General features: G+C 71.5%; 24 protein-coding genes. 12 read left to right on the top strand and 12 right to left on the bottom strand.

Translation table 11 applies throughout. From position 1 onward, the window contains the following. The first annotated feature begins 87 nt into the window (after positions 1-87). Positions 88-1,143: a glycoside hydrolase family 53 protein gene (locus ACLQ26_RS07185; RefSeq protein WP_425743790.1), complete on the top strand. Its 1,056-nt coding sequence runs from the start codon at positions 88-90 to the stop codon at positions 1,141-1,143. Between the two features lie 4 nt (positions 1,144-1,147). Here ACLQ26_RS07185 and ACLQ26_RS07180 read toward each other — a convergent pair whose 3' ends face one another. Then, on the bottom strand, positions 1,148-1,558 hold the full coding sequence (locus tag ACLQ26_RS07180; protein WP_425743682.1) for a hypothetical protein: 411 nt from the start codon (positions 1,556-1,558) through the stop codon (positions 1,148-1,150). Between the two features lie 136 nt (positions 1,559-1,694). Between ACLQ26_RS07180 and ACLQ26_RS07175 the strand changes: the two genes are divergently transcribed. The 3 genes from ACLQ26_RS07175 to ACLQ26_RS07165 all read left to right on the top strand — a co-directional run bounded on the left by ACLQ26_RS07175 (position 1,695) and on the right by ACLQ26_RS07165 (position 4,259). Then, entirely contained in the window at positions 1,695-2,852 is a 1,158-nt protein-coding gene (locus ACLQ26_RS07175; RefSeq protein WP_425743681.1) for a sensor histidine kinase, read from the top strand. Continuing rightward, positions 2,849-3,490 (top strand): response regulator, encoded by a 642-nt coding sequence (locus ACLQ26_RS07170; protein WP_425743680.1) that lies wholly within the window; start codon positions 2,849-2,851, stop codon positions 3,488-3,490. The genes ACLQ26_RS07175 and ACLQ26_RS07170 overlap by 4 nt, the downstream gene beginning before the upstream one ends. A gap of 67 nt (positions 3,491-3,557) precedes the next feature. Continuing rightward, positions 3,558-4,259, top strand: coding sequence for a phosphotransferase (locus ACLQ26_RS07165; RefSeq protein ID WP_425743679.1), 702 nt, complete (start codon positions 3,558-3,560; stop codon positions 4,257-4,259). Between the two features lie 106 nt (positions 4,260-4,365). Here the strand turns inward: ACLQ26_RS07165 and ACLQ26_RS07160 are convergent, their stop codons facing one another. The 3 genes from ACLQ26_RS07160 to ACLQ26_RS07150 all read right to left on the bottom strand — a co-directional run bounded on the left by ACLQ26_RS07160 (position 4,366) and on the right by ACLQ26_RS07150 (position 7,096). Further along, positions 4,366-5,247: a fructosamine kinase family protein gene (locus tag ACLQ26_RS07160; protein WP_425743678.1), complete on the bottom strand. Its 882-nt coding sequence runs from the start codon at positions 5,245-5,247 to the stop codon at positions 4,366-4,368. A gap of 101 nt (positions 5,248-5,348) precedes the next feature. Continuing rightward, positions 5,349-5,996, bottom strand: coding sequence for a response regulator (locus ACLQ26_RS07155; protein ID WP_425743677.1), 648 nt, complete (start codon positions 5,994-5,996; stop codon positions 5,349-5,351). Beyond that, positions 5,993-7,096, bottom strand: coding sequence for a sensor histidine kinase (locus ACLQ26_RS07150; protein ID WP_425743676.1), 1,104 nt, complete (start codon positions 7,094-7,096; stop codon positions 5,993-5,995). The genes ACLQ26_RS07155 and ACLQ26_RS07150 overlap by 4 nt, the downstream gene beginning before the upstream one ends. A gap of 144 nt (positions 7,097-7,240) precedes the next feature. On the opposite strand from ACLQ26_RS07150, the gene ACLQ26_RS07145 reads away from it, so the two are divergent. Both ACLQ26_RS07145 and ACLQ26_RS07140 read left to right on the top strand, forming a co-directional pair. Continuing rightward, a complete protein-coding gene (locus tag ACLQ26_RS07145) occupies positions 7,241-7,834 on the top strand; it encodes a CDP-alcohol phosphatidyltransferase family protein (protein WP_425743675.1) in 594 nt (197 codons plus the stop codon). Then, complete coding sequence (locus tag ACLQ26_RS07140) at positions 7,831-8,325, top strand: VTT domain-containing protein (protein WP_425743674.1); 495 nt, start codon at positions 7,831-7,833, stop codon at positions 8,323-8,325. The genes ACLQ26_RS07145 and ACLQ26_RS07140 overlap by 4 nt, the downstream gene beginning before the upstream one ends. A 38-nt stretch (positions 8,326-8,363) precedes the next feature. On the opposite strand, the gene ACLQ26_RS07135 is transcribed toward ACLQ26_RS07140, so the two are convergent. After that, positions 8,364-11,138 (bottom strand): BTAD domain-containing putative transcriptional regulator, encoded by a 2,775-nt coding sequence (locus ACLQ26_RS07135; RefSeq protein WP_425743789.1) that lies wholly within the window; start codon positions 11,136-11,138, stop codon positions 8,364-8,366. A gap of 276 nt (positions 11,139-11,414) precedes the next feature. On the opposite strand from ACLQ26_RS07135, the gene ACLQ26_RS07130 reads away from it, so the two are divergent. Beyond that, positions 11,415-11,840 (top strand): hypothetical protein, encoded by a 426-nt coding sequence (locus ACLQ26_RS07130; protein ID WP_425743673.1) that lies wholly within the window; start codon positions 11,415-11,417, stop codon positions 11,838-11,840. Positions 11,841-11,889: 49 nt separating this feature from the next. On the opposite strand, the gene ACLQ26_RS07125 is transcribed toward ACLQ26_RS07130, so the two are convergent. Beyond that, complete coding sequence (locus ACLQ26_RS07125) at positions 11,890-13,149, bottom strand: MFS transporter (protein WP_425743672.1); 1,260 nt, start codon at positions 13,147-13,149, stop codon at positions 11,890-11,892. A 17-nt stretch (positions 13,150-13,166) separates the two neighbouring features. Further along, positions 13,167-13,691: a hypothetical protein gene (locus tag ACLQ26_RS07120; protein WP_425743671.1), complete on the bottom strand. Its 525-nt coding sequence runs from the start codon at positions 13,689-13,691 to the stop codon at positions 13,167-13,169. Between the two features lie 99 nt (positions 13,692-13,790). Between ACLQ26_RS07120 and ACLQ26_RS07115 the strand changes: the two genes are divergently transcribed. Continuing rightward, positions 13,791-14,213, top strand: coding sequence for a GNAT family N-acetyltransferase (locus tag ACLQ26_RS07115; protein WP_425743670.1), 423 nt, complete (start codon positions 13,791-13,793; stop codon positions 14,211-14,213). Between the two features lie 68 nt (positions 14,214-14,281). Beyond that, positions 14,282-14,779, top strand: a complete 498-nt coding sequence (locus tag ACLQ26_RS07110) for a YcxB family protein (protein ID WP_425743669.1) — start codon at positions 14,282-14,284, stop codon at positions 14,777-14,779. 63 nt (positions 14,780-14,842) lie between these two features. Here the strand turns inward: ACLQ26_RS07110 and ACLQ26_RS07105 are convergent, their stop codons facing one another. Next, complete coding sequence (locus ACLQ26_RS07105) at positions 14,843-16,804, bottom strand: GTP-binding protein (protein WP_425743668.1); 1,962 nt, start codon at positions 16,802-16,804, stop codon at positions 14,843-14,845. A 448-nt stretch (positions 16,805-17,252) separates the two neighbouring features. Between ACLQ26_RS07105 and ACLQ26_RS07100 the strand changes: the two genes are divergently transcribed. From ACLQ26_RS07100 to ACLQ26_RS07090, 3 genes are all read left to right on the top strand, one after another. After that, positions 17,253-18,524, top strand: a complete 1,272-nt coding sequence (locus ACLQ26_RS07100) for a cellulose-binding domain-containing protein (protein WP_425743667.1) — start codon at positions 17,253-17,255, stop codon at positions 18,522-18,524. A 179-nt stretch (positions 18,525-18,703) separates the two neighbouring features. Continuing rightward, positions 18,704-19,312: a YdeI/OmpD-associated family protein gene (locus ACLQ26_RS07095; protein WP_425743666.1), complete on the top strand. Its 609-nt coding sequence runs from the start codon at positions 18,704-18,706 to the stop codon at positions 19,310-19,312. Positions 19,313-19,397: 85 nt separating this feature from the next. Next, complete coding sequence (locus ACLQ26_RS07090) at positions 19,398-20,993, top strand: Na+/H+ antiporter (protein ID WP_425743665.1); 1,596 nt, start codon at positions 19,398-19,400, stop codon at positions 20,991-20,993. A gap of 22 nt (positions 20,994-21,015) precedes the next feature. On the opposite strand, the gene ACLQ26_RS07085 is transcribed toward ACLQ26_RS07090, so the two are convergent. The 4 genes from ACLQ26_RS07085 to ACLQ26_RS07070 form a co-directional block, all read right to left on the bottom strand. Next, positions 21,016-21,318, bottom strand: a complete 303-nt coding sequence (locus ACLQ26_RS07085) for a winged helix-turn-helix domain-containing protein (RefSeq protein WP_425743664.1) — start codon at positions 21,316-21,318, stop codon at positions 21,016-21,018. A 3-nt stretch (positions 21,319-21,321) separates the two neighbouring features. Then, a complete protein-coding gene (locus ACLQ26_RS07080; protein ID WP_425743663.1) occupies positions 21,322-21,777 on the bottom strand; it encodes a hypothetical protein in 456 nt (151 codons plus the stop codon). Positions 21,778-21,914: 137 nt separating this feature from the next. Further along, on the bottom strand, positions 21,915-22,667 hold the full coding sequence (locus ACLQ26_RS07075) for a GNAT family N-acetyltransferase (protein ID WP_425743662.1): 753 nt from the start codon (positions 22,665-22,667) through the stop codon (positions 21,915-21,917). 4 nt (positions 22,668-22,671) lie between these two features. Next, positions 22,672-23,676 (bottom strand): RNA polymerase sigma factor, encoded by a 1,005-nt coding sequence (locus tag ACLQ26_RS07070; protein ID WP_425743661.1) that lies wholly within the window; start codon positions 23,674-23,676, stop codon positions 22,672-22,674. Positions 23,677-23,692: the final 16 nt, after the last annotated feature.

The raw sequence follows: 23,692 nt of genomic DNA, 5'->3' as shown, positions 1-23,692 counted from the left end.
AGGAGTCTCGTGAGCACACATTCGGGCACCTCCCGCCGCCGGAGGCTGATCCGGGCTGTCACGGTGGGCGTCCTCGCCGTCTCCACAATGCTCAGCGGATCGCCCGTGCCCGCCTCCGCGGCCAACACGCTCAGCATGCGGGGCGCCGACGTCTCCTCCCTGCAGCGCAGCCTGGATCTGGGTGCCAGGTACTACGACGCCGGTGGTGCCGCCCGTGACCCACTGGACATCCTGAAGTCCGTCGGCGTCAACTACGTCCGACTGCGCGTCTGGAACAACCCGATCAGCGGCTACAACAACAAGAGCAGGGTGCTGGCCCAGGCGAGGACGGCCCGGGCGAAGGGCCTGAAGGTGCTCATCGACTTCCACTACTCCGACACCTGGGCCGACCCCGGCAAGCAGTACAAGCCCGCCGCCTGGGTCGGCCACAGCCTGAGCCAACTGCGCACAGACGTGTACGCCTTCACCTACGACGTCTGCGCCAGCCTGCGGGGGCAGGGCACCCCGCCGGACAGCGTGCAGATCGGCAACGAGATCAACGTCGGGATGCTGTGGGACGAGGGGAAGGTCGTCAACAACGACTTCGCCCCACTGGCCAGCCTGCTCAAGCAGGGCTACAACGCGACCAAGGCGTGTGGCAGCGGCATCCCGGTGATGATCCACACCGCCGACGCCGACAGCAATGCCAACGCCCGCTGGTTCTATGACGGCATCCGCGCGCAGGGCGTGCAGTGGGACATCACGGCCCTGTCGTACTACTGCATGTGGCACGGCACCCTGGCGAACCTCTACAACAACATCGTCGACCTGCGCGGCCGCTACGGCAAGCCGGTGGTGATCGCGGAGACCGCGTACCCCTTCACCCGCGACAACGCGGACAGCGAGCCGAACGCCATCGGCGACGCGACCTGCGACGGCATCGGCGCGACCTGGTCCGGGCAGGCCCGGGAGTTCGACTGGGTCCAGAACACGGCCCGCAACGCGGGGGCCATCGGGGTCTTCTACTGGGAACCGACCTGGTACGCCGTCCGGGGCAACGGCTGGGACCCGGCCAACATCAACGGCACCGGAAACCAGTGGGACAACATGGCCGTCTTCGACTGGTCCGGGCGGGTGAACCCGAACGTGCGCTGGACGCCCTGACCCGTCACCGCTGCGCCGCCGTTTCCCCCGAGCTGCCCGCCATCGCCGACCGGACCACGCGAAGATTCGTGCGGACCACGACGCTGGCCACGAACACGCCGCACACGGCCTGTTCGATGCGCAGCCAGACCGGGAACGCGCCCGGCCAGGCGACGACACCCACGATCGCGGCCAGCACCACGATGGCGATGACGCGGAGCCGCCGGAAGGAGTTGCGGTGCCCCGCGGCTGCGCGCCGGGACAGCAGCAGGAGCACCGCCGCGCTGGCGGCGACAAGTGGTGTGCGGATCCAGACGGCCGTGGTGACGAGCGCGGGGTTGTGGCGCAGGAGCACCACGGCCACGACCGTGGACAGGCTGATCACCAGGAAGGCGGCCAACAGTTTGACAACGGTGTTCAGGTGGTCGTTCCTCATGCCGTTCAGCCTGGGCCCGAAGGCCGGGGCGAAGCATCGGCGCGCGGATCGATGTTGGGTCTCCACCCACGGTTGCAGGCGGGTCTGCAACCGTGCGCCGATGCTGCCAGGGGCGGCATTCGTCTAGGTTTTACCTGTGCAGACCGAGGAGCCCACGCTGACCCGCCTGCGGGTCGTGCGGTGGATGCAACTGCTGACACCACTGATGCTGGCGTGGTTCGTGTGGGCGGCCGCGACCGCCGAGCCCGGATTCGGGCTGACCGGCAGGCGGTTGATCGTCGTGCTGGCCACCGCCGTGTTCGTGGTCGGGGTGTTCGGCCGCAACTCGGCCACCGACCTGCCGATCCGACCGGCGTACGTGGTCTTCGTCGCGGCGATGCTGGTCAGCTCGGTGACGCTGGTGGCGGTGCAGCCCGGAGGGCCTGCCTCGGTGGCGGTGCTGGTGGCGGTGCTGTGCGCCGCGACCGGGCTGATGCCCGTGCGGGTGGCCGTCCCGGTGTTGATCGCGGCGTTCGTGGTACTCGAGATGGTGGCGTCGATCACCGGGCAGGACTTCGGCTTCCTGGCCGTGCTCGCCGGGTTCGCCGTGCTGTTCGGCCTGATGTATCTGGCGTTCCGCCTGGCCGAGGCGCAGCGTGAGACGAAGCGGCTGCTCGCCGAGGTGGAGGCCGGTCAGGCAGCGCTGGCTGAGGCGGCCGGGCTGGCCGAACGCCAGCGGCTGGCCCGGGAGATGCACGATGTGCTCGCCCACTCGCTGTCGGGGTTGTCGCTGCAACTGGAGGGCGCTCGCATGCTGATCGCCGAGGATCCGAGCGATCCACGCCTGCCGGCGGTTGTCGATCGTGCCCACCACCTCGCCCGTAGCGGCCTGCAGGAGGCGCGGCGGGCCATCGGCATGCTGCGCGACGACGATCTGCCCGGCCCGGATCGGCTGGCGGCGCTTGCCGCGCAGTTCACTCGCGACCAGGCCGTACCGTGCGACTTCGTGGTGTCGGGGGAGCCGCGCCCGCTGGAGTCGGAGGCTCGGCTGGCGCTCTATCGCGTGGCGCAGGAGGCGATGACCAACGTGACCAGGCACGCGTCTCCGGCGCGGGTCTCGCTGCGCCTCACCTACGAGTCGACTGTCACCCGCCTGGTCGTCGAGGACTTCGCCGCTCGACCGCCCGTGGTCCCCGACGAGACCGACGGTTACGGGTTGACGGGGATGCGGGAGCGGGCCGAGTTGCTAGGCGGGACTCTCAGCGCGGGCGCGACCGACAAGGGGTTCCGGGTCGAGTTGGCGGTGCCGGCGTGATCCGGGTGCTCATCGCCGACGACCAGCGGGTGGTCCGCGAAGGGCTGGGCATGGTCCTCTCGCTGATGAAGGACGTCGAGGTGGTGGGCGGGGCCGCCGATGGCGCCGAGGCGGTCAGGCTGGTGCAGGCCGAGCGGCCGGATGTGGTGCTCATGGACCTCCGGATGCCACGGTGCGACGGGATCGAGGCCACCCGCCGCCTACGCGTCGAGGCACCCGAGGTCAGGGTGGTGGTGCTCACCACCTACTCCGACGACCGATCGGTGCTGGAGGCGTTACGGGCCGGAGCTCGCGGCTACCTGACCAAGGACGCCAGCGGCGAGCAGATCCACGAGGCGCTGCGGCAGGTGGTCGACGACCACGCCGTCATCGACCCGGCCGTCCAGCGGCACGTCGTCGACGCCATCGCGGCCGACTCGACGCCACCGCCGAGGTTCCCCGACGGTCTCACGCCGCGCGAGGCCGAGGTGCTGTCACTGCTGGCCCAGGGCCTGTCCAACGCGGAGATCGCCTCGCGCTTGACGGTGAGTGAGGCGACTGTGAAAAGCCACGTCAACCACCTGTTCGCGAAGATCGGTGCCCGTGACCGGGCGCAGGCCGTCGCCTACGCCTTCCGACACGACCTGTCCGGGTCGTGACCCCCTGACGCGGCGCTCTCCGTGATCGAGAGCGCCGGCGGTTGGCTGCCTCGGTTACCGTCGGAGCGTGGATGCGGTCCCTCTGGCGTCGGGCCGAGACGCTGACGTCTTCGCCATCGACGATCGACGTGTCCTTCGTCGCTACCGCCATGGCGGAGACGTGGCCGCCGAGGCTGCGGTCATGGCGTACGTGGCGGGTCTCGGGTTCCCGGTGCCCACCGTGTTCCAGGCACGCGGGGTCGATCTCGTCATGGAACGACTGGACGGGCGCACCATGCTGTCGGCGCTCGTGGCCGGTGAGCTCGACGCCTTGGAAGCGGCCGACTGCCTGGCGGATCTGCAGCACCGACTTCACGCGTTGCCACCCCGGGTCGGCGAACGCGACGACGCCCGGATCCTGCACCTCGACCTGCATCCGGACAACGTCATGCTGACGTCACGAGGGCCGGTCGTCATCGATTGGCGCAACTCCGCCGAGGGGCCGGCGGACCTCGACGTCGCGCTCTCCGCGGTCATCCTCGCCCAGGTCGCCGCCGAGGAGGACCATCCCCTGGCGTCGCCGGCCGCAACGCTGTTGGCCGCGTTCCTCGACCGCGTCGGAGGCGACCCGCTGACCGTGCTGGAGCGCGCCCTGGCGATCCGGCGCAACGATCCGGCTCTCACCGGCCGTGAGCGGGAACTGCTCGGCGCCGCTGCCGCCCTCATCACCGCACACCGCTCACCGTCGAGGCCAGCAGACGATGTCGGTCGGCGACGTCTGACGGCTTGATGTCGCGGAAGCAGCGGTCCGCTGTCGCCGGCCGCGCCCTGTGCGGCGTCCCGCTTGCCCCGGTCGGGCACCGGCAGGGGGGACGCTGGTCGCCACCGGTCCGTCGTCAGGGACGCTTGCGGAACGGAGCCAGGACGGCGCGGATCTGGTCGGCTGCGCCCCAGTCGTCGTCGAACTGGGCCAGCACCGCGAGGTGTTGCCGCAGCTGGACGATCGGCATGCGGGCCTGCCAGCCGCTGTCGAGCGAGGTCAGGTCCGCGTAGACCTCGAACATCCGGCGTGCCTCCGGCGGGGGCGAGGTGGACCACACGTGGGCGAGGTCGACCTCGGCCCACATGTACGACACGGCCGGGTCGATCAGCGCGGGTTGCCCGTCCGGAGTGGCCAGGATGTTCTGGACCCACAGGTCGCCGTGCGTCAGGCAGGCCGGCCGGTCCGGCAGCAGGTCCGGCAGCCGGTGACACAACCGCTCCAGCGCCGCGCGGTCGCCGGTGTCCAGTGCCGCGTCGACGCGAGGTTGCCCGAGCCACCGAAGCAGCCGGTGCTGTGCGAAGAACGTGTAGCCGTCGTCGTTCCAGGTGTTGATCTGACGGCGGCGGCCCAGCCAGTTGTCGTGGTGCCAGCCGAAACGAGGATGGGTCGTGCTCAGGTGCATGCGGGCGAGGACGTGTGCGAACTGCTCCCAGAAGACCTCGCTGTGCGGCCTCGGCCCCAGCATCGACAACACGAGCAGTTCCCGGTCCGCCAGGATCACCTCGGGTGTCGCCACACCGCCGAGCTCGCGCAGGGCGGCCAACCCCTCGGCCTCCGCGACGAAGACGTCCTCGGCCGGGGCTTCGGCGAAGGCCTTGACGAACACCGGCGGCGCGTCCCGGCGGGTGGCGATGCCCGCGAGCGCCGCGACCCCGCCCGCCACCGGTTCCACCGAGACGATGTCGCGCATCCTGGGCCGGAGCAGGCCCTCCAGCAGGACCGTCGTCGAGCGCATCAGGTCCGACTCCTCGGGTGCGGCGGCTCACGTCGCGCGCAATCCTAGGGCGGGTCACCACGTCTCGAACATCGACGTCGGGCCCGGGTCCGACGGCGACGTCAGGGTGTGAGGCCGGCCTGGATCGCCAGGATGGCGGCCCCCACCCGGTCGCGGCTGCCGGTCTTGGCCAGCACATTGGTGACGTGGGTCTTGACGGTGCTCATCGAGAGGTAGAGACGGTCGGCGATCTCGTTGTTGTTGAGCCCGGCACCGATCAGGGCGAGCACGTCGACCTCCCGAGGGGTGAGCTGGCAGCCCGCCAGGTCCACGCGGGTGGCCGGTCCGGTCGCGCGTACCCGGTCGAGAACGGCGCCGGTGACCTCGGCGGAGAGGATCGCCTCACCGGCGGCGACGGTGCGGACCGCGGCGATCAGGTCGGCCGCGCTGCACCGTTTGAGCAGGAAACCGCGCGCGCCGGAGGCGATGGCGTCCAGGACGTAGGCGTCGTCGTCGAACGTGGTCACGACGATCACGGCCGGGGCGTGCGGGATGGCGGCCAGCTCGCGGGTGGCCTGCAGGCCGTCAAGGACCGGCATGCGGATGTCGACGAGCGCGACGTCGATGCGGGGGTCGCGACGTACGGCGTCGAGGAACTGCCGGCCGTCGGCAGCCTCGGCCGCGACGTGGATGTCGGGTTGGGTCCGCAGGATCAGACCGAAGCCGTCGCGGATCAGCTGCTGGTCGTCGACGATCGCTACCCGGATCACGGGTTCGCCACCGGAAGGTTCGCCTGCACCATGGTGCCGCCACCTGAGCGCTGGCTCAGCTCCCAGCTCCCACCGAGAGCGCGAACGCGCTCCTCGATGCCGAGCAGGCCCGAGCCGCGCGTGGGTTCGTGGGGCGGCCCGACGCCGTCGTCGCTGACCCGCAGACGGGCGCGGTCGCCGACGCGGACCAGTTCGACCCAGGCGGCCGTGGCCTTCGCGTGGCGGGCGATGTTGGTGAGGGCCTCCTGGGCGATGCGGTAGGCGGCCAGTACGCCGATCTCGTCCAGACCCGGCTCGGGATCGAGAAGGACCTGCACCGTCACGCCCTGCTGGCGCAGCGGCTGCGCGAGCAGTTCGTCGATGTCGGACAGGCGGGGCGGCGCGCTCACCGCGATCGTGGCGAGCGGATCGCGCAGGTACACGACGAGCGTGTCGAGTTCGCTAAGTGCGGTACGTCCGCTGTCCGCGATCGCCCGCAGCGCCGCCCCCGGATCGTCGCTGAGCTGGCCCGCCTCGGCCTGGACCACCATTGCGGTGACGTGGTGGCCGACCACGTCGTGCAGCTCGCGGGCCAGGTTGGTGCGCTGTTCGAGCCAGGCCGCCTGGCCGCGCAGTTCGCCGGTCTCCCGGCTGAGGGCATGGCCGCGTGACCACGAGCGCAACAGGATCGCCAGGAGGTAACCGACAGTTACGAAGACGAACGGCTGCTCGTACGGCCCGCGGCCGTTGAGGAGTGCGACGGCGAGGGCGCCTGCCGCGCCAAGCAGGCCGGCCAGCCATCCCAGCCACGGACGTCGGGCCGGGTCTTCGCAGCTCGACACGAACACGAGGCAGGTGGCCGCGAGCCCCACCTGCACCGACTCCCCGGTGCTCACGATCGCCACGAAGCCGGCGCAGACCGCGAAGACCAGGGAGCGGTAGCGGGGCCGCAGCGCCGTGGCGCCGAGGCTGACCGGCAGCACCAGCCACAGCCAGCCCACCGGCACGGACAGGCCCCCCTCGGTGGTCGTGACCACGAGGGTGACGATCAACCCCGCCACGCCGTACGCCAGCCGGCGCACCCGCTCGGGGTCACGCAACCATTCCCGGATTCCGCTCATCACCTGGACAGTCTCCGCGACCAGCCGGAAGACCGGCCAGTACCTCGGTACCAGATCGGGCGGCACTCCGGTGCCGCCGCCCGGGCGAGCGGATCGGCACCACGGCACGTTCCGTCGGAAGGCGTACCGCGCGACGCTTCCGGGGTGACTCTCGTTGACTCCCGCGCTGCCCTGAGCATCGGCCCTCTGCGTACGGTTCCCAACTACATCACCGCCGTCCGCACGATCGCCGCTGTCACCATCGGTATCGTCGCTCTCGTCGCCGGATCCGTGGCATTTATGGCGGTAGCGTACGGTATTTACTGGATCGGCGACATGCTCGACGGCTGGGCCGCCCGGCGGCTCGGACAGGAGACCCGGGCGGGTGCCGTCCTCGACATCGTGAGCGATCGCGCGTGCACCTCCGTACTCTGCGTGGGCCTGATCTCCCTCGTGCCCGACGTCGCGGTCGTGGCCCTGGTGTTCCTGCTGTCGTTCCTGGTCCTGGACACCATGCTGTCGCTGGCGTTCCTGTGCTGGCCGGTGCTCGGCCCCAACGACTTCCACCTGGTCGACCGCCGGGTGTGGGCGTGGAACTGGTCGCCGGTGGCCAAGGCCGCCAACACCGCCGGGGTCGTCGGCGCCATCGCGTTCGGGCAGTACCGGCTCGCGCTGGCGGTCGCCGTCGCCGTCGTCGGGGTCAAGCTGTGGTCGGTCGCGGCCGTCGCCCGGCTGCTCGACCGGGACGGCCGCGCGTGAGCAGCCTCGCCGAAGCGGTGGTGGGACTCGGTTACGGTCTCGCGTCGGCCCTCGTCCCGGTCGTCAACGCCGAGGCCTACGCCGTGGTCGCCGGGCAACGTGATGGCCACGTTGTGGTCGCCGTGCTGGCGCTGGCGCTCGGCCAGACCGCCGGCAAACTGCTCCTGTTCGAATCCGCCCGCCGCGGAACGGGACGGCTGGCCCAGAAGCTCAGGAGACAGAGCGGGTCAGGTCGTACGGCAGCCCGGACCGCCCGCTGGACCGGGCCGATCCGCCGCTGGCTCTCCCGCCGCCGCACCGCCCTTCCGACAGTGCTGGTCTCCGCCGCGGTTGGTGTTCCACCGCTGGCCGTGGTCAGCTTCGCCGCCGGTACCGCGGGCCTCCGACACTGGGAGTTCGCCGTCACCTGCCTGGTCGGGCGGGTGATCCGATTCGCTCTCCTCGTCCTGCCGGCGGCGCTGGCCTGGGCCCACCTTCCATGGGGCAGCTGATGGCCGACGACCCGGATCGGCCCGATCGCCGGGCCGGATCATGGACCGGCGTGCCGAAGAAGGTCGCGCAGGTGGGCGACCTCGTCGTGGTTCTCCGGACCGAACCTGCTCAGCGCCCGACGCCATGCCGCCACGGCCGCGAGCAGGTCGCCCGCAGCGCGGTGCGTGGTGCCGAGGTGGGTCAGGGTCTCGCCCTCGCCGTACCGGTCGCCGTTGTCCTCGTAGAGGGCGAGGGCACGGCGGTAGCAGGCGACGGCCTCGCGGTGGTCGCCCAGGTGGTGATGGGCATAGCCGAGGCTGTCCCAGGTCCGTGCTGCCCCGGTCTGGTTGCCGAGCGCGTCGTGCAGGATCAGCGCCCGTTGGCAGAGTTCGATGGCGGCGCGGTGGTCGCCGTTCTGGGCCCGGTCCCAGCCGAGCGCGTTCAACGCCTTGGCCTCACCGGCCTTGTGCCCAGCCTGCCGGAAGAGGGCGAGGGCCCTCTCGTCGTACCGCGTCCCTTCGATGCTCCTGCCGTGCGCATCGCACACCCAGCCGAGGTACAGGAACGTCTGGGCCTGGCCGGGTAGGTCGCCGAGGCGACGGAACAGGTCGGCGGCCCGGTGCAGCTGGGTGATGGCGTCCTGATGCCGGCCGAGCTGGTTCAGCGCGAGACCCCACTCGCGGTGGGTGTGCGCCTGTCCGAGATCGTCGCCGTCCCGCTGGGCCGCGGCCAGCGCCACCTCCTGCGTGACGGCGAGATCCTGCCACCTGCTGGCTCTGCTCAGGAACGTCGTCAGTGCCCAGGCCAGTTGCCAGCTGTGCGTGTCATGGTTCGTGTCGGACGCGTACCGGACGGCGGCGAGGAGTACGGACCGTTCGGTGTCGAACCAGCGAAGCGCGTGCGCGGCATCGGTGGGTGCGTCGACGGTGACCCCCTTTTCGGGGCGCGGCAGCGAGATCACGTCGCGGTGCGGCTCGATGACAAGCGCGGCGGCGTGTGCCGTGTGCAGGTAATGATCGAGCAGGCGGCGGGTCGCCGCGGCCCGTTCGCTGCCGTCGACCAGATAGCCGGCGTAGGCGCGCAGCAGGTCGTGGCAGACGTAGCGACCGGGGGAGGACATGGTCAGCAGCTGTCGTCGCACCAGTTCGTCCAGGAGCAGCCGAGCGCGGGGCGGCGGGACTCCCACGAGGCTGGCCGCCGCCGCAGTGGTGACCTGCGGGCCCGGATACAGCCCGAGGAGCCGGAACAGTTGTGCGGCCTGTGGCGTGAGCGCGTCGTAGGACCAGGAGAAGACCGATCTCAGATCGCTGAAGGGATCGTCGTCGGCCAGCACGTCGAGCGCGTGACACCGGTCGGTGAGTTCCACAGCGATGTCCCCGAGGGGGATGTCGGCCTGGACGACAGCCCTGGCGGCGACGATCGACAGGGCCAGGGGCAGACCTGCGCACGACGTGACGAGTGCCTCGACGGCCTCCGGCTCGGCGTCGACGCGCTGTCGTCCCAGACGGCGGACGAACAGGTCGCGGGCCTCGCGGCGGCTCAGCAGCCCCAGTGTCAACAGGTGGGCGCCTTCGGTGGCGATCAGGCCGGGAAGGCGGCTGCGACTCGTCACCACCGCGACCGACCCCGCCGATCGGGGCAGGAGCGGGCGGACCTGCTCGGCGTCGCGTGCGTTGTCCAGCACGACAAGCGTCCGTCGGTCGGCGAGCAGGGCTCGGTAGAGCGCGATCTGGGCGTCGACGTCCGCCGGGATGGACCCGGGTGCGACACCGAGGGCGTCCAGCAGCGCACCCACCGCCGCGCGGGCGGACAGCGGCTGGCCGGACGGATCGTAGCCACGCAGGTTGAGGAACAGGTGCCCGTCCGGGAACCGGTGCGCGTTGGCCAGCGCCCACTGCACGGCCAACCACGTCTTACCTATCCCGCCGGTGCCCTCGATGCTCAGCAGAGCGGCACCGGATGGACCGGTCGCCGTCTCCAGACCATCACTGAGGTGGGTGAGTTCGTGTGCTCGGCCGATGAAGAGTGGAGGCAGCGGCGGCAGTTGGCGGGGGGTCGTCACCGGTTTCGGGGACTGACCGGCCTCGGGCGGAGGTGGCGTGTCGAGTGTCGGGTCGATGGTCAGGATCCGCTGGTGGAGCTTCTGCAGCGGCGCGCCGGGGTCGACGCCGTACTCCTCGGCGAGCAGGCGTCGGATCCGGTCGTAACAGGTGAGCGCGTCGGCCTGCCGCCCACACCGATAGAGAGCGAGCATCAGTTGACCGACCAGACGCTCGTCCGAGGGGTGGGCGTCGGCGCGCGCCGACAGCTCGGGTAGCAGGCGGGTATGCCGTCCGAGACGCAACGCGAGGTCGTTGCGCTCCAGTTCCACCGAGAGCCGCTCCTGCCCCAGCTGCTCCCGTACGGTCACGAGCCACGGTGTGTCCAGGTCGGCGAACGCGTCCCCGCGCCACTGGGCGAGCGCCTCCTCGAAGAGGCGCAGGGCCTCGTCACCGTCCCCGGCCTCGCGGGCGTCCCGCGCGAGTCGGTGGAACCGCGTCAGATCCAGTTGCTCCGGATCGACCCCCAGCAGGTAACCCCCTGCGGACCGGTCGAGCGTGACACCGGCGGGCGAGAGCACCCGCCGCAGCCGGGACAGGTAGCTGTAGAGCGCTTCCCGGGTGCGCTGCGGTCGGCGGTCACCCCACACCCGCTCGACGATCTGGTCGATCGACACGACGTCGTTCGCGTCCATCAGCAGCGCCGCCAGCACACACCGTTGCCGAGCGGGACCGAGGTCCAGACGCTGATCCCCGACGGACGCCGCGGTGTTGCCCAGCACCCGGATGTCCACCAGCAAGCCGAGCCCCCCTCGCCCGCCAGCCCACCGACCGCACCACCATCGTGCGGCTCGGCCCTCGCGTCAGTCTATTCACGCGCGGCAATGGTCTGCGGATATCGCTCAAGCAGCGGGATCCGAGCGGGTGAGCAGCGAATTCAAGGTTGTCGACAGATATGTGCATGGTCGATGAACCACTCTGGGATCGATCGGAACTGCCGTTTCGGCCCGGGCGACCACTCGGTACCGGGTGGCAGTTGTCGCAACAATCCCATGGGGGTGCACATGCGTATGACACGGTTGGTAGCGAGCGCGGTCGCGGGGACGGTCCTCGCGTTGGCTGCGCTGGCCGCTCCGGCGTCCGCCGCCGACGGCTGGCAGCGCGCGAGCGTGACGAGCGACAGCCCGAGTCGGGATGCGCGCTGCAGCGACGTGAGCTTCGTCGGGGAGGGCTGCTTCGAGGGGTATGGGGAGTGGTTCTGGCTGCGGGACACCAATGCCGACGACGAGCCCGTCGTCATCCACTGGACCCACCGGACCTTCAACGGCACCCTGCGCGAGGGTTACATCTACGCCAACCAGGGCAAGGCGGCCGGCTGGACGAAGATCAACAAGAGCTTCGAGGAGGGGCTCTTCATCTACTTCGAGGTGTGCAACGCCGACCTGGCCCGCCACACGACCTCCTGGTGTGGGGGACTGGAATGGGCTGCCACCTAGGAGCAGCGGACAGCGACCGGCCAGTCGGCACGTACCGGAAGAGTCAGCGTTAGCGGGAACTGCCGGCGCGGCCGCGCCACCGACCCCGTGGTTCCGGGTTCACCCGGAACCACGGGGTTCCGCCGAGTGGGCCACGACGTCCCAGCGCCCACACGGCGAGCGCGAAGCAGCAGAGACCCATTCCCGTGCACGTGACGGCCGTCCAGCCGCCCGCGGCCCAGAGCGTGGTGGCGGCGGCGGAGCCGACGGCGGCGCCGATGAAGTTGCTCGTCGCCAGTGCCGTGTTGAGCCGGCTGCGGGCCTCGTGGGAGAGGGCGAACAGCCGCGCCCGGTTGAGGAGGGCCTGCGTCTGGAGAGCGACATCGATCATGATGATGGCGATGATGAGCAGTACGACGGACCTGGCGGCGAACGCGGCGACGACGAACGCGCCGAGCGCCAGTGTCCAGGCCACACCTGTCGCCGGGAGCGACCAACCGCGGTCGTGCAGACGACCGCCGCGCAGGCCGGAGAGGACACCGGCGAGGCCGGCCAACCCGAACATCCCGATCACCGCCACCGGGTAGTGGAACGGCGGGCCGCTGAGCAGGAACGTCAGCGCCGTCCAGAACAGCGAGAACGTGGCGAATCCGGTTGCCGCCAGGACCAGCGTCCAGCGGGCCGTCCGCTCGTGCCGAACCACCGCACCGACCGAGGCGATGAGCTGGAGGTACGGCATGCGGGCGCGCGGTGCCAGCGGTGGAATCGCGTGGTGGAGCAGGACCGCGAGCCCGACGGCGACGACCGCGGCGAGGGCGAAGGTCGTGCGCCACCCGGCGAGGCCGGCGACGGACCCGCTGATCGTGCGGGAGGCCAGAATGCCGGCGAGGGTTCCGGACCCGACGACGCCGACGATCCGACCGCGGTGGGCGTCGCTGGCCAGGTCCCCGGCGAGCGGCGTGAGGACCTGCCCGGAAATCGTCGTGACGCCGAGGACGGTCAGTGCGAGCAGGAGTACGCCGAACGACGGCGCCAGCGCGCACAGCAGCAGCGCGGCGGCCGAGGCCACAAGCATCACCGGCACGAACCGGCGGCGGTCCAGGACGTCGCCGAGCGGCACGAGCAGCAGCACGCCGACGGCGTACCCGATCTGCGTCGCGGTGACGAGCCAGCCGGCCGTCGCGGTCGCGGCGCCCAGGTCGCCCGCGATGAAGCTGAGCAGCGGCTGCGCCCAGTACAGGTTGGCGATCGCCGCTCCCGCCGCCACCGCGAGCAGGAACGTCAGCCCGCGCGTCATCCCGGACGGCGGTGGCGTGCGGGAAACCGCCATCCCGCCAGGCTAGTGGGTTACGGCTTGCGGCGAAGTTCGCGCAGTACACCGTGCCGGCGCGCGGCCCACGCCAGGCGCCGGACGCTCGGGTGCCACACGAGCAGCGCCGCCGCACGGCGGATCAGGCCGAACCGGTTGTCACTTACCTGATTCTCCATCGCCTGCCAGATCAGCTCGCGCACCTTGGCGCTGTCCAGAGCGGCCCGTGCCTCACGTCGTACCGCAGGATCTTCGGCCGCCGAGGCGACGGCGGCGGCCAGGCCCGGTCGGTCCGCGAGCGGCTCCACCGCCGCCGCGACGAGCGGCCGGCGCACCTCGTCCCGCTCCAACAGCAGCAACACCGCCTCCCGGATCTCGATCGTCTCCAGGCCGGACCGCAGCAGGCTCAGCAGGCTGCGCTCGACCTCGCCATCGTGATCCGGGACGGACAGCGCTGCCAGCAGTACGGACACCTCGTCGAGGTCGATGAGGTGTCGCACCCCGCTGCGAAACTCCGGCAGCCCCCACGCGACCTGGAGAGCCTTGACGAGATTGCGGTTCATGGTCCATCCGCTACCCGGATGTGCCGGTCGGCGAAACTCCGGCGGCCGGCCGAGCACGAGGGGCCGCCGTCGGTGGCGGGCTCGCCTAGACTGCGCCGGGTGATCGTGCGAAAGGGCGGCGTCGCGGATGCGGCGGCGCTCGCGGAACTACGCGGCATCGACGGACACAAGCTCGGGGCGTACGCGGACTGGATGGCCGCCCACGCGGCCACGCACCTGCCGTTCGTCGCCGAACTGGACGGGCGTGTGGTCGGGGCCGCCTGGCTCCTCGTCGCGCAACGGGTGCCCAGCAACGAGTCGCTGGACCGGTGGTACGGCGACGTCCAGTCCGTCCAGGTCCGCGAGGAGTACCGCAGTCGCGGCGTCGGTGGAGCGCTGATGGCCGCGATACTGGCCGAGGCCCGGACGCGGGGACTGCTGCACGTCACGGTCCACTCCAGCCGCCGCGCGGTCGACTTCTACAGGCGCAACGGCTTCACCCACCACCGTCAGCTCCTGCTGTGGGAGCCGGACGCCCCCTGATCGGCCGGCATCCGCGCGGTGACGGGTCAGGCGGTGCCGCGGTGCCGTCGGGGCACTATCGTTTCGGGGTGCACATCCGTTTTGACGTCCCCGCCGATCCCGCCTACCCGGGTCGCGTGGCGGCCACGCTCGGCGGCGTTCGGCTGCGCAGGTACAGCTATGTCGGCGCGGTGCTGGCGGTGGTGGGGGCGGTCGGTCTGGCCGTCTCGCGAGGGTCCGGGTGGGGCGAGCGGACGTCGCCGCTGTGGATGGCGCTGCTCGTGGGTGGCGTGCTGTCGATGCTGTACCTGCCGTGGGTGCGGTGGCGCGCGCGACGCCGGTCCAGTGGCTACGCGGTCGAGGGCGCCTACGACATCACCGACGACAACATCATGATGCGCAGCGGATCGGAGTCCGGTGGCATCGCGTGGGACGGCGTCGCCCGGGTGCAGGACACCCCGGAGTTCTGGGTCGTGTACGTCGGCCGGATGCCGGCGACCGTGATCCCACGGTGGTTGATGTCCGCCGGGGACGCCGAGACGTTGCGGGCCTTCATGGCCGACCGTGGGCTGCTCCGACCGCGCTGACCTGGTGTGCAGCCGACGCGGCGACGCGGGGCACGGCGACGCCGCAGGTGCGGACCGGACGTTTCAGTGCCGGTGCCGTGGTTGGGCGAGGAAGCGCAGGTACTCCACCCGGTCGAACGGGTTGCCGTCGGTGCGCGGCCGGCGCGGCGGATCGCCGGACACGAGACGATCGCCGCCGGGCACCGACGACCACAGCCCCTCCCCGCTGGACAGGTCCGGCAGGAACCGCTGGGCCTGGGGTTCGAGCCGCGCCGGCAGCACCCCGCCGACACGCCAGCCGGCCGCGCTGTCGTCGGTGCCGTCGATGCGGGCGCCGAGGCGGCTCAGGTACGACGTGACCGGGCCGAGCCGGTCGGCCGGCACCTCCGCCTCGAACCGGCGGCACGGCTCGAAGACCCGGGTGCCGGCCTCGGCGAGCGCCTGCATGAGGACGTACGGGGCCAGGTCCCGGAAGTGCCCGGCAGTGGTGATCGGCGACCAGTAGCCGCTGTGGGTGAGGGTGACCCGGATGTCGGTGACCGGCCAGCCGTGCCGGCCCTGGTCGAGGGCCGCCCGGGTGGCCACCTCGATGGCCTTGTGGAACGCCAGCGGCAGCGAGCCGAGTTCCACCTCCAGCCGGTAGTCCACGCCCGATCCGGGCTCGACCCGGAAATCGACGGTCCCGAAGAAGCCGTGCCCGATGATCTCCACGGCGGTGCCGGTGCCGGTGGGTCGCTCGACGTGCATGAGCCGGACCGGGCCGAACTCCGCCTCGATCCCGTACGCCTCGGCAAGCGTCGCTGCCAGCACCTCGCGCTGCACCTCGCCGTAGAGCAGCACGCTCGTGCCGCCGTCCGGTGCCACCCGGGTCTCAAGGAACGGGTCGGTGTCCGCGATGTCCAGCAGCGCGGCGTGCAGCGCCAGTGTCCGGGCCGGGTCGCGGGGTCGCACCACCGCCTCCACTGTCGGCGCGGGAAAGTACGACCGCCCGTCGAGACCGGCCGGGCTGCCGAGCTGGTCACCGAGGCGTACCCCGGTGAGGCCTGCGACCCGGGCGATCTGGCCGGCGCAGAGCCGGGTCGGCGCGGCCTGGTCGGTGGTCGCGTCGACCACGTCGAGGCGGGTGATCCGGGCGCGCGTCGCTGTCGTCCGGCCGTCCGGTTCCCGGCGGTACGCGACGATCCGCTGCCGCGCCCGGAGCTGGCCGCCGTACGACCGCAGGTACGCCACCCGCTCGCCGGAGGGGTCGCGAACGATGGCGAAGACCCGGGCCCGCGGCTCGGGTTCGGCCGGCGGTGACGCCGGGAGCACTGTCGCGATGGTGTCCAGCAGTTCCGGTACGCCGGCCCCGGACAGCGCCGAGCCGAACAGCAGCGGATGGACCTGCCCGGCAGCGACCTGCGTCCGGAGCGCCTGGTCGATCCGGTCCGGGTCGGGTGGCAGGTCGTCGACCAGGGCGGCGAGCAGGTGGTCGTCGTGCGCGGCGAGGGCCTCGGCGAGTCGGTGGGCGGCGCTGGGGTCGTACCGCGGATGGTGGAGCCGGAAGGCGGCCGCGGGGGTGCCGGGCGCGTGGACCGTGCCCAGCGGGACGACGGCCGGGGTGAGCAGCCGGCGCACGTCCGCGACCAGCTCGTCGGTGCGGGCGCCCATCCGGTCGATCTTGTTGACGAAGATCAGCGTGGGCAGTCCGAGCGATCGGAGGACCCGCATGATCCGCCGGCTGTGCGGTTGGACGCCCTCGACGGCCGACAGCACCAGGACGGCCGCGTCGAGCACCCCGAGCGCGCGTTCGACCTCGGCCACGAAGTCGCTGTGCCCGGGGGTGTCGAGCAGGTTGACCTGGCGGTCGCGGACGGCGAACGCGGTGACGGCGCTGCGGATGGTGATGCCCCGGCGCCGCTCGATCTCGCCGGTGTCGGTCCGGGTGGTGCCCGCGTCGACGCTGCCGAGCCGCTCGATGACGCCGGTGTCGTAGAGCAGGCGTTCGGTGAGGCTGGTCTTACCGGCGTCGACGTGGGCGACGATGCCAAGGTTGACGGTCTGCATGGGCTGTCGGGTCCTCGAAAGCTCGCGTCCGGATGGGCGGGAAGGTTTCGAGTCCTCGCATTGCCGTGCTCCCGTCGGTCGGTTCGCACCCGTCCTGGCGGCGGGCCGGATGAACCCGGGCAGGCCGGGTCCGTATGCGGGTCAGGCTGGCACGGCCGGTGCCGGCCCGGCCACCGAGTAACGCGCGGGCGGCGTGATCCCACCCGGAAGTGTGACGCTTGATTCGATAGGGATCTGTCAATAGATTGGGGGCGGGCGCCGCCGCGGTCCGGGCAACCGGGCCGTCGGCGACTGACAGGTCCATCCGAGCCGGGCACGTCGGTCGTACGCATCGACCAGTCGCTGTGGCGCATCGCCGCGCCGCACCCGGCGCGTTGTCGCGCCGCGTCCGTCCTGGACGCGCGCTGCCGCGCCGGTTCCCCCCAGCTCGATGGCAGAAGGACTTTTCATGACGATTCTCCGCGCCCGCCCCGCCCCGACCATGGCGGTCGTCGCCGCGCTGGCCGCCGCCGTGACCGCGACCGGAACGGCAGTGCTCGTCGTCCCCGCGGCGGCAGCCCAGGGCTGCCGGGTCGACTACACACCAAACCAGTGGCCCGGCGGCTTCACCGCCGCCGTCAAGGTCACCCCCGGCGACAGCGCCGTCTCCAGTTGGACCGTCACCTGGACGTACGCCGGGGACGAGCGCGTGACGAGCGGCTGGAACGCCACGGTCAGCCAGTCCGGGTCGACGGTGACGGCCCGCAGCATGTCGTACAACGGCAGCATCCCGGCCGGCGGCTCCACCGAGTTCGGCGTGCAGGGCACGTACGGCGCCAGTGGCGGCACGCCCACCGGGTTCACCCTGAACGGGGTGCCGTGCAACGGCGTCGGGCCGACCCCGACGGGCGTGCCCACCACGACGGTGCCGACCACGGCCCCACCGACCACCCCGCCCCCGACGACGCCTCCGCCGACGACGCCACCGCCCACCACGCCACCGCCCACCACCCCGCCGCCGACGACGCCTCCGCCGACCACTCCGCCGCCTGTCGGTTGCGCCGGCGCGGTGCTCTGCGACGGCTTCGAGAACCAGACCGGCTCGACGCCGTCGGGGGACTGGACGGTGGTGAACCCGGACTGCTCCGGCGCCGGCACGGCCACCATCGACACGGCCACCACGCACAGCGGCAGCCGGGCGGTCCGGATTAACGGCGCCGCCGGATACTGCAACCACGTCTTCATCAGGTCCACCAGGAACCTCGGCAGCCTGGGCAGTGTGCGGTACGCCCGCATCTGGGTGCGGCACACCACCGCCCAGCCCACCGACCACACCACGATGCTGGCGATGACCGACGCCGCCGACGGCAACAAGGACCTGCGGATGGGCGGCCAGAACGGCGCTCTGCAGTGGAACCGCGCCTCCGACGACGCGACCCTGCCCGAGCAGAGCCCGGCCGGGGTGGCACAGAGCGTGCCGCTCCCCACCAACAGGTGGACCTGCCTGGAGTTCATGGTCGACGGTTCGGCCGGTCAGCTCCGTACCTGGCTGGACGGCACCGCCATCACCGGGCTGACCGCGGACGGCGTACCGACGCACGACATCGACGGCCAGTGGTACAACCGCACCTGGCGGCCGCAGCTCACCGATCTCAAGCTGGGCTGGGAGAGCTACGGCAACGGAGCCGACACCCTCTGGTACGACGATGTCGCGGTCGGGGCCAGCCGGATCGGCTGCTGACCCTCCGAGCTGCGTCCGCCGAGAGCGCGCGGTGCTCCGGTAGCTCCGGTCAGGGGTGTGGCCCGCTCGACGGGTCACACCCCTGGCCACCTCCGGTTTCCACCGATACCGGCCGCCCGGCGGATCGGGACGTCCCACCGGCAGAGGTTTCCGTCAGGGCCCAGCGATAGCCTGCTGCCATGGCGAGCGCCGAGCTGGAAGAGTTGATCGTCGCGGACGCCGACGCGCTGCGCGCGTGGCTGTCGGCCAACCACGCCACGTCGCCCGGCGTCTGGCTCGCCCTGACCAGGAAGGGCGGCACCGTCACCACGCTCACCTGGCAGCACGCGGTCGACGAAGGGCTGTGTTTCGGCTGGATCGACGGGCAGGCCCGCAAGCGGGACGACCAGACCTCCTGGATCCGGTTCACCCCGCGCCGACCCCGCAGTGTCTGGTCGCAGCGCAACGTCGCCCACGTGGCCCGGCTGGAGGCGCAGGGACGGATGCTGCCGCCGGGCCGCGCCGCGGTGGAGGCCGCGAAGGCCGACGGCCGGTGGGCGGCCGCGTACGCCCCGCCGTCGGAAGCCGAGGTGCCGGCCGATCTGCTCGCCGCCATCGCCGCCGAACCCGCCGCCCAGGCCATGTTCGACGTGCTCACCAAGACCAACCGGTTCGCGCTGATCCACCGCCTCAACGCCGTCAAACGGGCGGAGACCCGCGAGCGGAAGATCGGTGAGTTCGTCGCCATGCTGGCCCGTCACGAGACTCCCTATCCGCAGAAGGCCAGGCCACCGAGCCCGCCGTCGTGACGGTGCACCGGAACCGTCAACTGGTTGTCCACTTCGTCAGGTGATCCTTGTCGGATCCGCGCCTCCTGCACCGAAGGACCGAAGAATGTCCAGCCTCGCACTGGTCGTCGTGGTGGGTATCGCCATCCTGGTCGGTACGGGCACCGCTCGTCGGCTCCGGATCGCCCCACCGGTACTGCTGCTGATCGCCGGCGTCCTCCTCGGGTTCGTGCCCGCGCTGCGCGTGGTGCACCTGCCGCCCGAGGCCGTCCTGCTGGTGTTCCTGCCGGTGCTGCTCTACTGGGAGGCCTTCTCCTCCTCGTTGCGTGAGATCCGGCGAAACCTCCGGGTCATCGTGCTGCTGAGCACCTTCCTCGTGGTCGCCACGGCGGCCGGTGTGGCGGCGGCCGCGCACGCGCTCGGCTTGGCCTGGGGGCCGGCGTGGGTGCTGGGCGCCGCCGTCGCTCCCACCGACGCGACGGCGGTGGGCGTGCTGGGTCGGATGCTGCCCCGGCGCATCGCGACCACCCTGCGCGCGGAGAGCCTGGTCAACGACGGAACGGCGCTGGTGATCTACACGCTGGCGGTCGGGATCACCCTGGGCGAGGAACACCTGAGCGCGGGTCGCGTCGCCGGGCTGTTCGTGCTCTCGTACCTCGGTGGCATCGCGTGCGGCGCGGCTGTCACGTTCCTCGTCCTGCAACTCCGTCGGCGGCTGACCGACCCGTTCCAGCACAACCTGCTCGCGCTGCTGACGCCCCTGACCGCCTATCTGATCGCCGAGGCGGCCGAGGTGTCCGGCGTCCTCGCGGCCGTGGTCAGCGGACTGTGGGTGGGTCGCGCCTCGCCACGACTGTTCCCCGGCAACGCCCGCCGGTACGTCCAGACCGTCATGGACTTCCTGACCACGCTGGCGAACGCGGCGCTGTTCGTCCTGGTGGGGCTGGAGGCGCAGTCGGCCGTCCGTGGGTTGGACAGCACCGGGCTGGCACACGGCATGCTGGTGGCGGTCGTGGTCTGCGCGGTCATCGTCGCGGTGCGGTTCGGCTGGCTGTTCACCAGCCCGTACGTGATCCGGGCGATCGACCGCCGGCCGCAGCAGCGCGAGCGACGACTGAGCGGACGGCCGAGGGCGCTCATGTCGGCGGCCGGTTTCCGGGGCGCGGTGTCGATGGCGGCGGCGCTTGCCGTGCCGCACACCCTTCCGTCCGGGGCGGAGTTCCCGGACCGCGACCTCATCGTCTTCGTCACGGCGATCGTGATCGCGGTGACGCTGCTGCTCCAGGCGCCGCTGATGCCCCGGGTGACGCGGTGGGCCGGCCTGGGCGCGGACGGGGAGGCCGAGCGGGAGCGCCGGCAGGCCGAGATCACGTCGATGGACCGGGCGCTGGCGTCCCTGCCGGCGATGGCCGCCGACCTGGGCACGAGCGGTGCCGTGCACGACCAGTTGCGCACGGAGTACGACCGTCGCCTGCGCGTGCTGCGCGACAGCGACGCCACCTCCGGGCCGGACGAGGCCGCTGCCGACTACGAGCAGCAGTACGCCGATCTCCACCTGGCGGTCATCGACCACCGCCACGACACGGTCGTCCGGATGCGCGACGAGGGTGAGATCGACGACGAGGTGCTCCGCCGCGTGCAGGACGGCCTCGACCTCGAACAGGTCCACATGGCCCAGCGCCGCGACAACGACACCCGCTGACCGTCGGCCGGCGGACTGCCCTTCAGTCGGAGCCGTCCACACGGGCGGCGATGTCACGCAGGGCGGCGACATGGGCGCTCAGGGCAGCCCGACCGGCGGCGGAGAGGTTGATCCAGGTCCGCGGACGCTTGCCCACGTAGCCCTTGCGGACCTCGACGTATCCGCCGTCGCTCAACGTCGAGATCCTCTTGGACAGGGCGGAGTCGCTGAGCTCCACGGCGTCGCGGACGAACGCGAACTCGGCCCACTCGGTCCCCGCCAGCAGCGCCAGTATCGCCAGCCGGGTGGGATCGAGCAGGGCCGGGTCCAGCTTCGGGTCGACCACGGGTCAGGCCACGCGGGTGAGTACGCGGTGCTGCCACCACGGACCCGCGGCGGCCAGCAGGACACCGATGAACAGGCCGATCCACAGCCAGACGTGCGGGACGTCCAGCGCGGTGGCGAGCGCCGTGCCGCCGATCAGCAGGGCCAGCACCAGCGCCGACCACAGCAGGGCCGCCGGGGAGGGGGCGATGCGGGGGCGCACCGGCCGGCGCAGCAGGGCCGCTCCCCACCTGGTGTTGCCCGCCATGGAGAGGAGCAGCAGGAAGACGACGATGGTGATGCCGTACGTGCGCAGGAAATCCGGATAGCGGTCGGCGAGGACTCCGTAGGCCACGGCGAAGACACCTGCCGCGAGCCACGTCCATCGGGACCGGCCGGCTGCCGCTGCCGTCTGGCCCCGGCGTCGGTCGACGTCCCGCAGGGCCTCGCGCGCCTCCTCGGGCGTCGGGGTGGTGCTCATCAGGCGACTCCTAGAGGGTGTGGAAAGTACTTGCTCTCATGGAAAGTTAACACCCACTTTCCGCATCGGCAAGTACTTGCCCGGTGGTGGAGCTGCCGCCCGGTCCTGGTGGACCCGAGCGGCAGCGCCGGGGAGACTCACTCCGGGAGTTGGTAGAGGCGGTAGCGGGCGACGGTCTCGAAGCCGATCTGCCGGTACACCGGCTCGCCCTCGCTGCTCGCCTGGAGCGTGACGATCCGCCGCCCGGACTCGCGGGTGAGGCGCAGCGCCTCAAGGGTGAGCGCGGTCGCGATGCCGCGCCGACGGAAGTCGGGGTCGGTGGCGATGCAGTACAGGGCGCCGATGTCGGTGCCGAGCGACAGGGTGCACGTGCCGACGGTGCGGCCGTCGATCGTGCCCGCGAGGCGGAGCACGTCCGGGTAGGCGAAGTTCAGCTCCCGGTCGACGACGAGCCCGCGGTCGCCGGGGATGCCGAGCGGCCCGGCGTACGCCTCGACGTACTCCCGCAGCTCGGACGGGTCGACGGCGAGCCCGATCCGCAGACCGGTCGGCGCCTCGACCTCGGCCACGGTGGTCGCGTCCACGGCCATGATGGGCATGTCGGCGATCTGCTCCGCGCCGCGCTCGAGCAGGCCCTCGGCGGTGCCCTCATCGCTGTCCGCGCCCACCCACCAGCCCCAGTGCGAGCCGGTCAGGTGCTTCCTCGCCTCCGTGATCGCCTCGTCGAGCGGCCGGTCACGGACGCGGAGAACCGCGTTGAGCAGCGGGTGAGGGACGTCGGTGCGATAGATCGGCAGATCGGTTTCGGGGTCGGCGCCCGCCCAGCCGCACCAGTACCGGCGGTTGGCGGCGAGCTGCGGTTCCAGGTCGTGGATGGAGTACGTGGTCATACCCTCAGGACAGCGCTGGGCAGCCGGAAGTTCGATTCGCCGCGAAGAAAATCTCCTGCCGGGCCGGACGCGGGGTGTGCAGAAGGCGCACCTCGCGCACCAGGCCGTCTTTCTCCCGCAGCAGCCAGGTCGCGCCGGGCGGGCAGTGGAACGGATCATCCGGCGGGTTGATGAAGACGTTCTCCCAGATCGTGATGCCGGAGCCGGCCAGCACCCCGGTGATCTTGTGACTGACGCCGGATTCGTTGTCCTGCCGAATGACCGCGAAGAGTGCTTCTCGACCGATCGTCCGAGTGCCGTCCGGCCACCAGAAGACCATGTCCTCGGCCCAGCGCGAGGTCACCTTTGCCGGTGACACGCCATCGGCCACCGCCGACAGGATCGTCGCCGCCTCCTCGCGCCGTTCGGCGCGCAGTGCCCCGGTCCCGTCGTGCCGCTCGTCGCGTACGCGGGGGAGGATCTCGGCCAACTGCCGACGCGCCTCACTGAGCCGGCTGCGGACGGTACCGACCGGGGTCCCGCACAACTCCGCGATCTGCTCGTACGAGTTGTTCTCGGTGAAGTAACGCAGCAACGCCACCGTCTGCGCGGCCGGCGACAACTGCTGCAGCCCGTGCCAGACCCAGTCCCGCGTGGCGCTGCGCTCGATCCGGGCGACCGGGTCGTCGAGCCCCGAGGCGAGCAGGTTCTCACCGGCCACTCCCACCGGGACGGGCACGCGGGCGCGGAGCAACGTCCGACAGTTGTTGCGCACGATGGCGTGCAGCCACGGCCGTACCGCGCCGGGGTCACGCAGCTCACCGATCCGGCCGAACGCCGCGATGGCCGCGTCCTGGCAGGCGTCCTGGGCGTCGGGCCCGGCGCCCAGGATGTGGTGCGCCACCGCGAGCATGCCGGCGTAGTGACTGTCGAACAGCAACGCGAAGCTGCGCGGATCGCCCTGCTGGGCGCCCCGGACCAGCTGCGCCGTGTCGCTGGCGGACACGGATCCCGAGGTCAAGAGGAGCATGCCGGAACGCTAGCTC

The organism is Micromonospora sp. DT43 (assembly GCF_049841645.1).
GTDB lineage: Bacteria > Actinomycetota > Actinomycetes > Mycobacteriales > Micromonosporaceae > Micromonospora.
This window is presented reverse-complemented; position numbering and strand designations above follow the sequence as displayed.

Excerpts from the sequence above, each read along its gene's own strand:
- ACLQ26_RS07185 (WP_425743790.1), top strand. The coding sequence starts at position 88 with ATGCTCAGCGGATCGCCCGTGCCCGCCTCCGCGGCCAACACGCTCAGC.
- ACLQ26_RS07180 (WP_425743682.1), bottom strand. The coding sequence starts at position 1,558 with ATGAGGAACGACCACCTGAACACCGTTGTCAAACTGTTGGCCGCCTTC.
- ACLQ26_RS07160 (WP_425743678.1), bottom strand. The coding sequence starts at position 5,247 with ATGCGCTCGACGACGGTCCTGCTGGAGGGCCTGCTCCGGCCCAGGATG.
- ACLQ26_RS07150 (WP_425743676.1), bottom strand. The coding sequence starts at position 7,096 with ATGAGCGGAATCCGGGAATGGTTGCGTGACCCCGAGCGGGTGCGCCGG.
- ACLQ26_RS07130 (WP_425743673.1), top strand. The coding sequence starts at position 11,415 with ATGACACGGTTGGTAGCGAGCGCGGTCGCGGGGACGGTCCTCGCGTTG.
- ACLQ26_RS07125 (WP_425743672.1), bottom strand. The coding sequence starts at position 13,149 with ATGGCGGTTTCCCGCACGCCACCGCCGTCCGGGATGACGCGCGGGCTG.
- ACLQ26_RS07120 (WP_425743671.1), bottom strand. The coding sequence starts at position 13,691 with ATGAACCGCAATCTCGTCAAGGCTCTCCAGGTCGCGTGGGGGCTGCCG.
- ACLQ26_RS07105 (WP_425743668.1), bottom strand. The coding sequence starts at position 16,804 with ATGCAGACCGTCAACCTTGGCATCGTCGCCCACGTCGACGCCGGTAAG.
- ACLQ26_RS07100 (WP_425743667.1), top strand. The coding sequence starts at position 17,253 with ATGACGATTCTCCGCGCCCGCCCCGCCCCGACCATGGCGGTCGTCGCC.
- ACLQ26_RS07095 (WP_425743666.1), top strand. The coding sequence starts at position 18,704 with ATGGCGAGCGCCGAGCTGGAAGAGTTGATCGTCGCGGACGCCGACGCG.
- ACLQ26_RS07090 (WP_425743665.1), top strand. The coding sequence starts at position 19,398 with ATGTCCAGCCTCGCACTGGTCGTCGTGGTGGGTATCGCCATCCTGGTC.
- ACLQ26_RS07080 (WP_425743663.1), bottom strand. The coding sequence starts at position 21,777 with ATGAGCACCACCCCGACGCCCGAGGAGGCGCGCGAGGCCCTGCGGGAC.
- ACLQ26_RS07075 (WP_425743662.1), bottom strand. The coding sequence starts at position 22,667 with ATGACCACGTACTCCATCCACGACCTGGAACCGCAGCTCGCCGCCAAC.
- ACLQ26_RS07070 (WP_425743661.1), bottom strand. The coding sequence starts at position 23,676 with ATGCTCCTCTTGACCTCGGGATCCGTGTCCGCCAGCGACACGGCGCAG.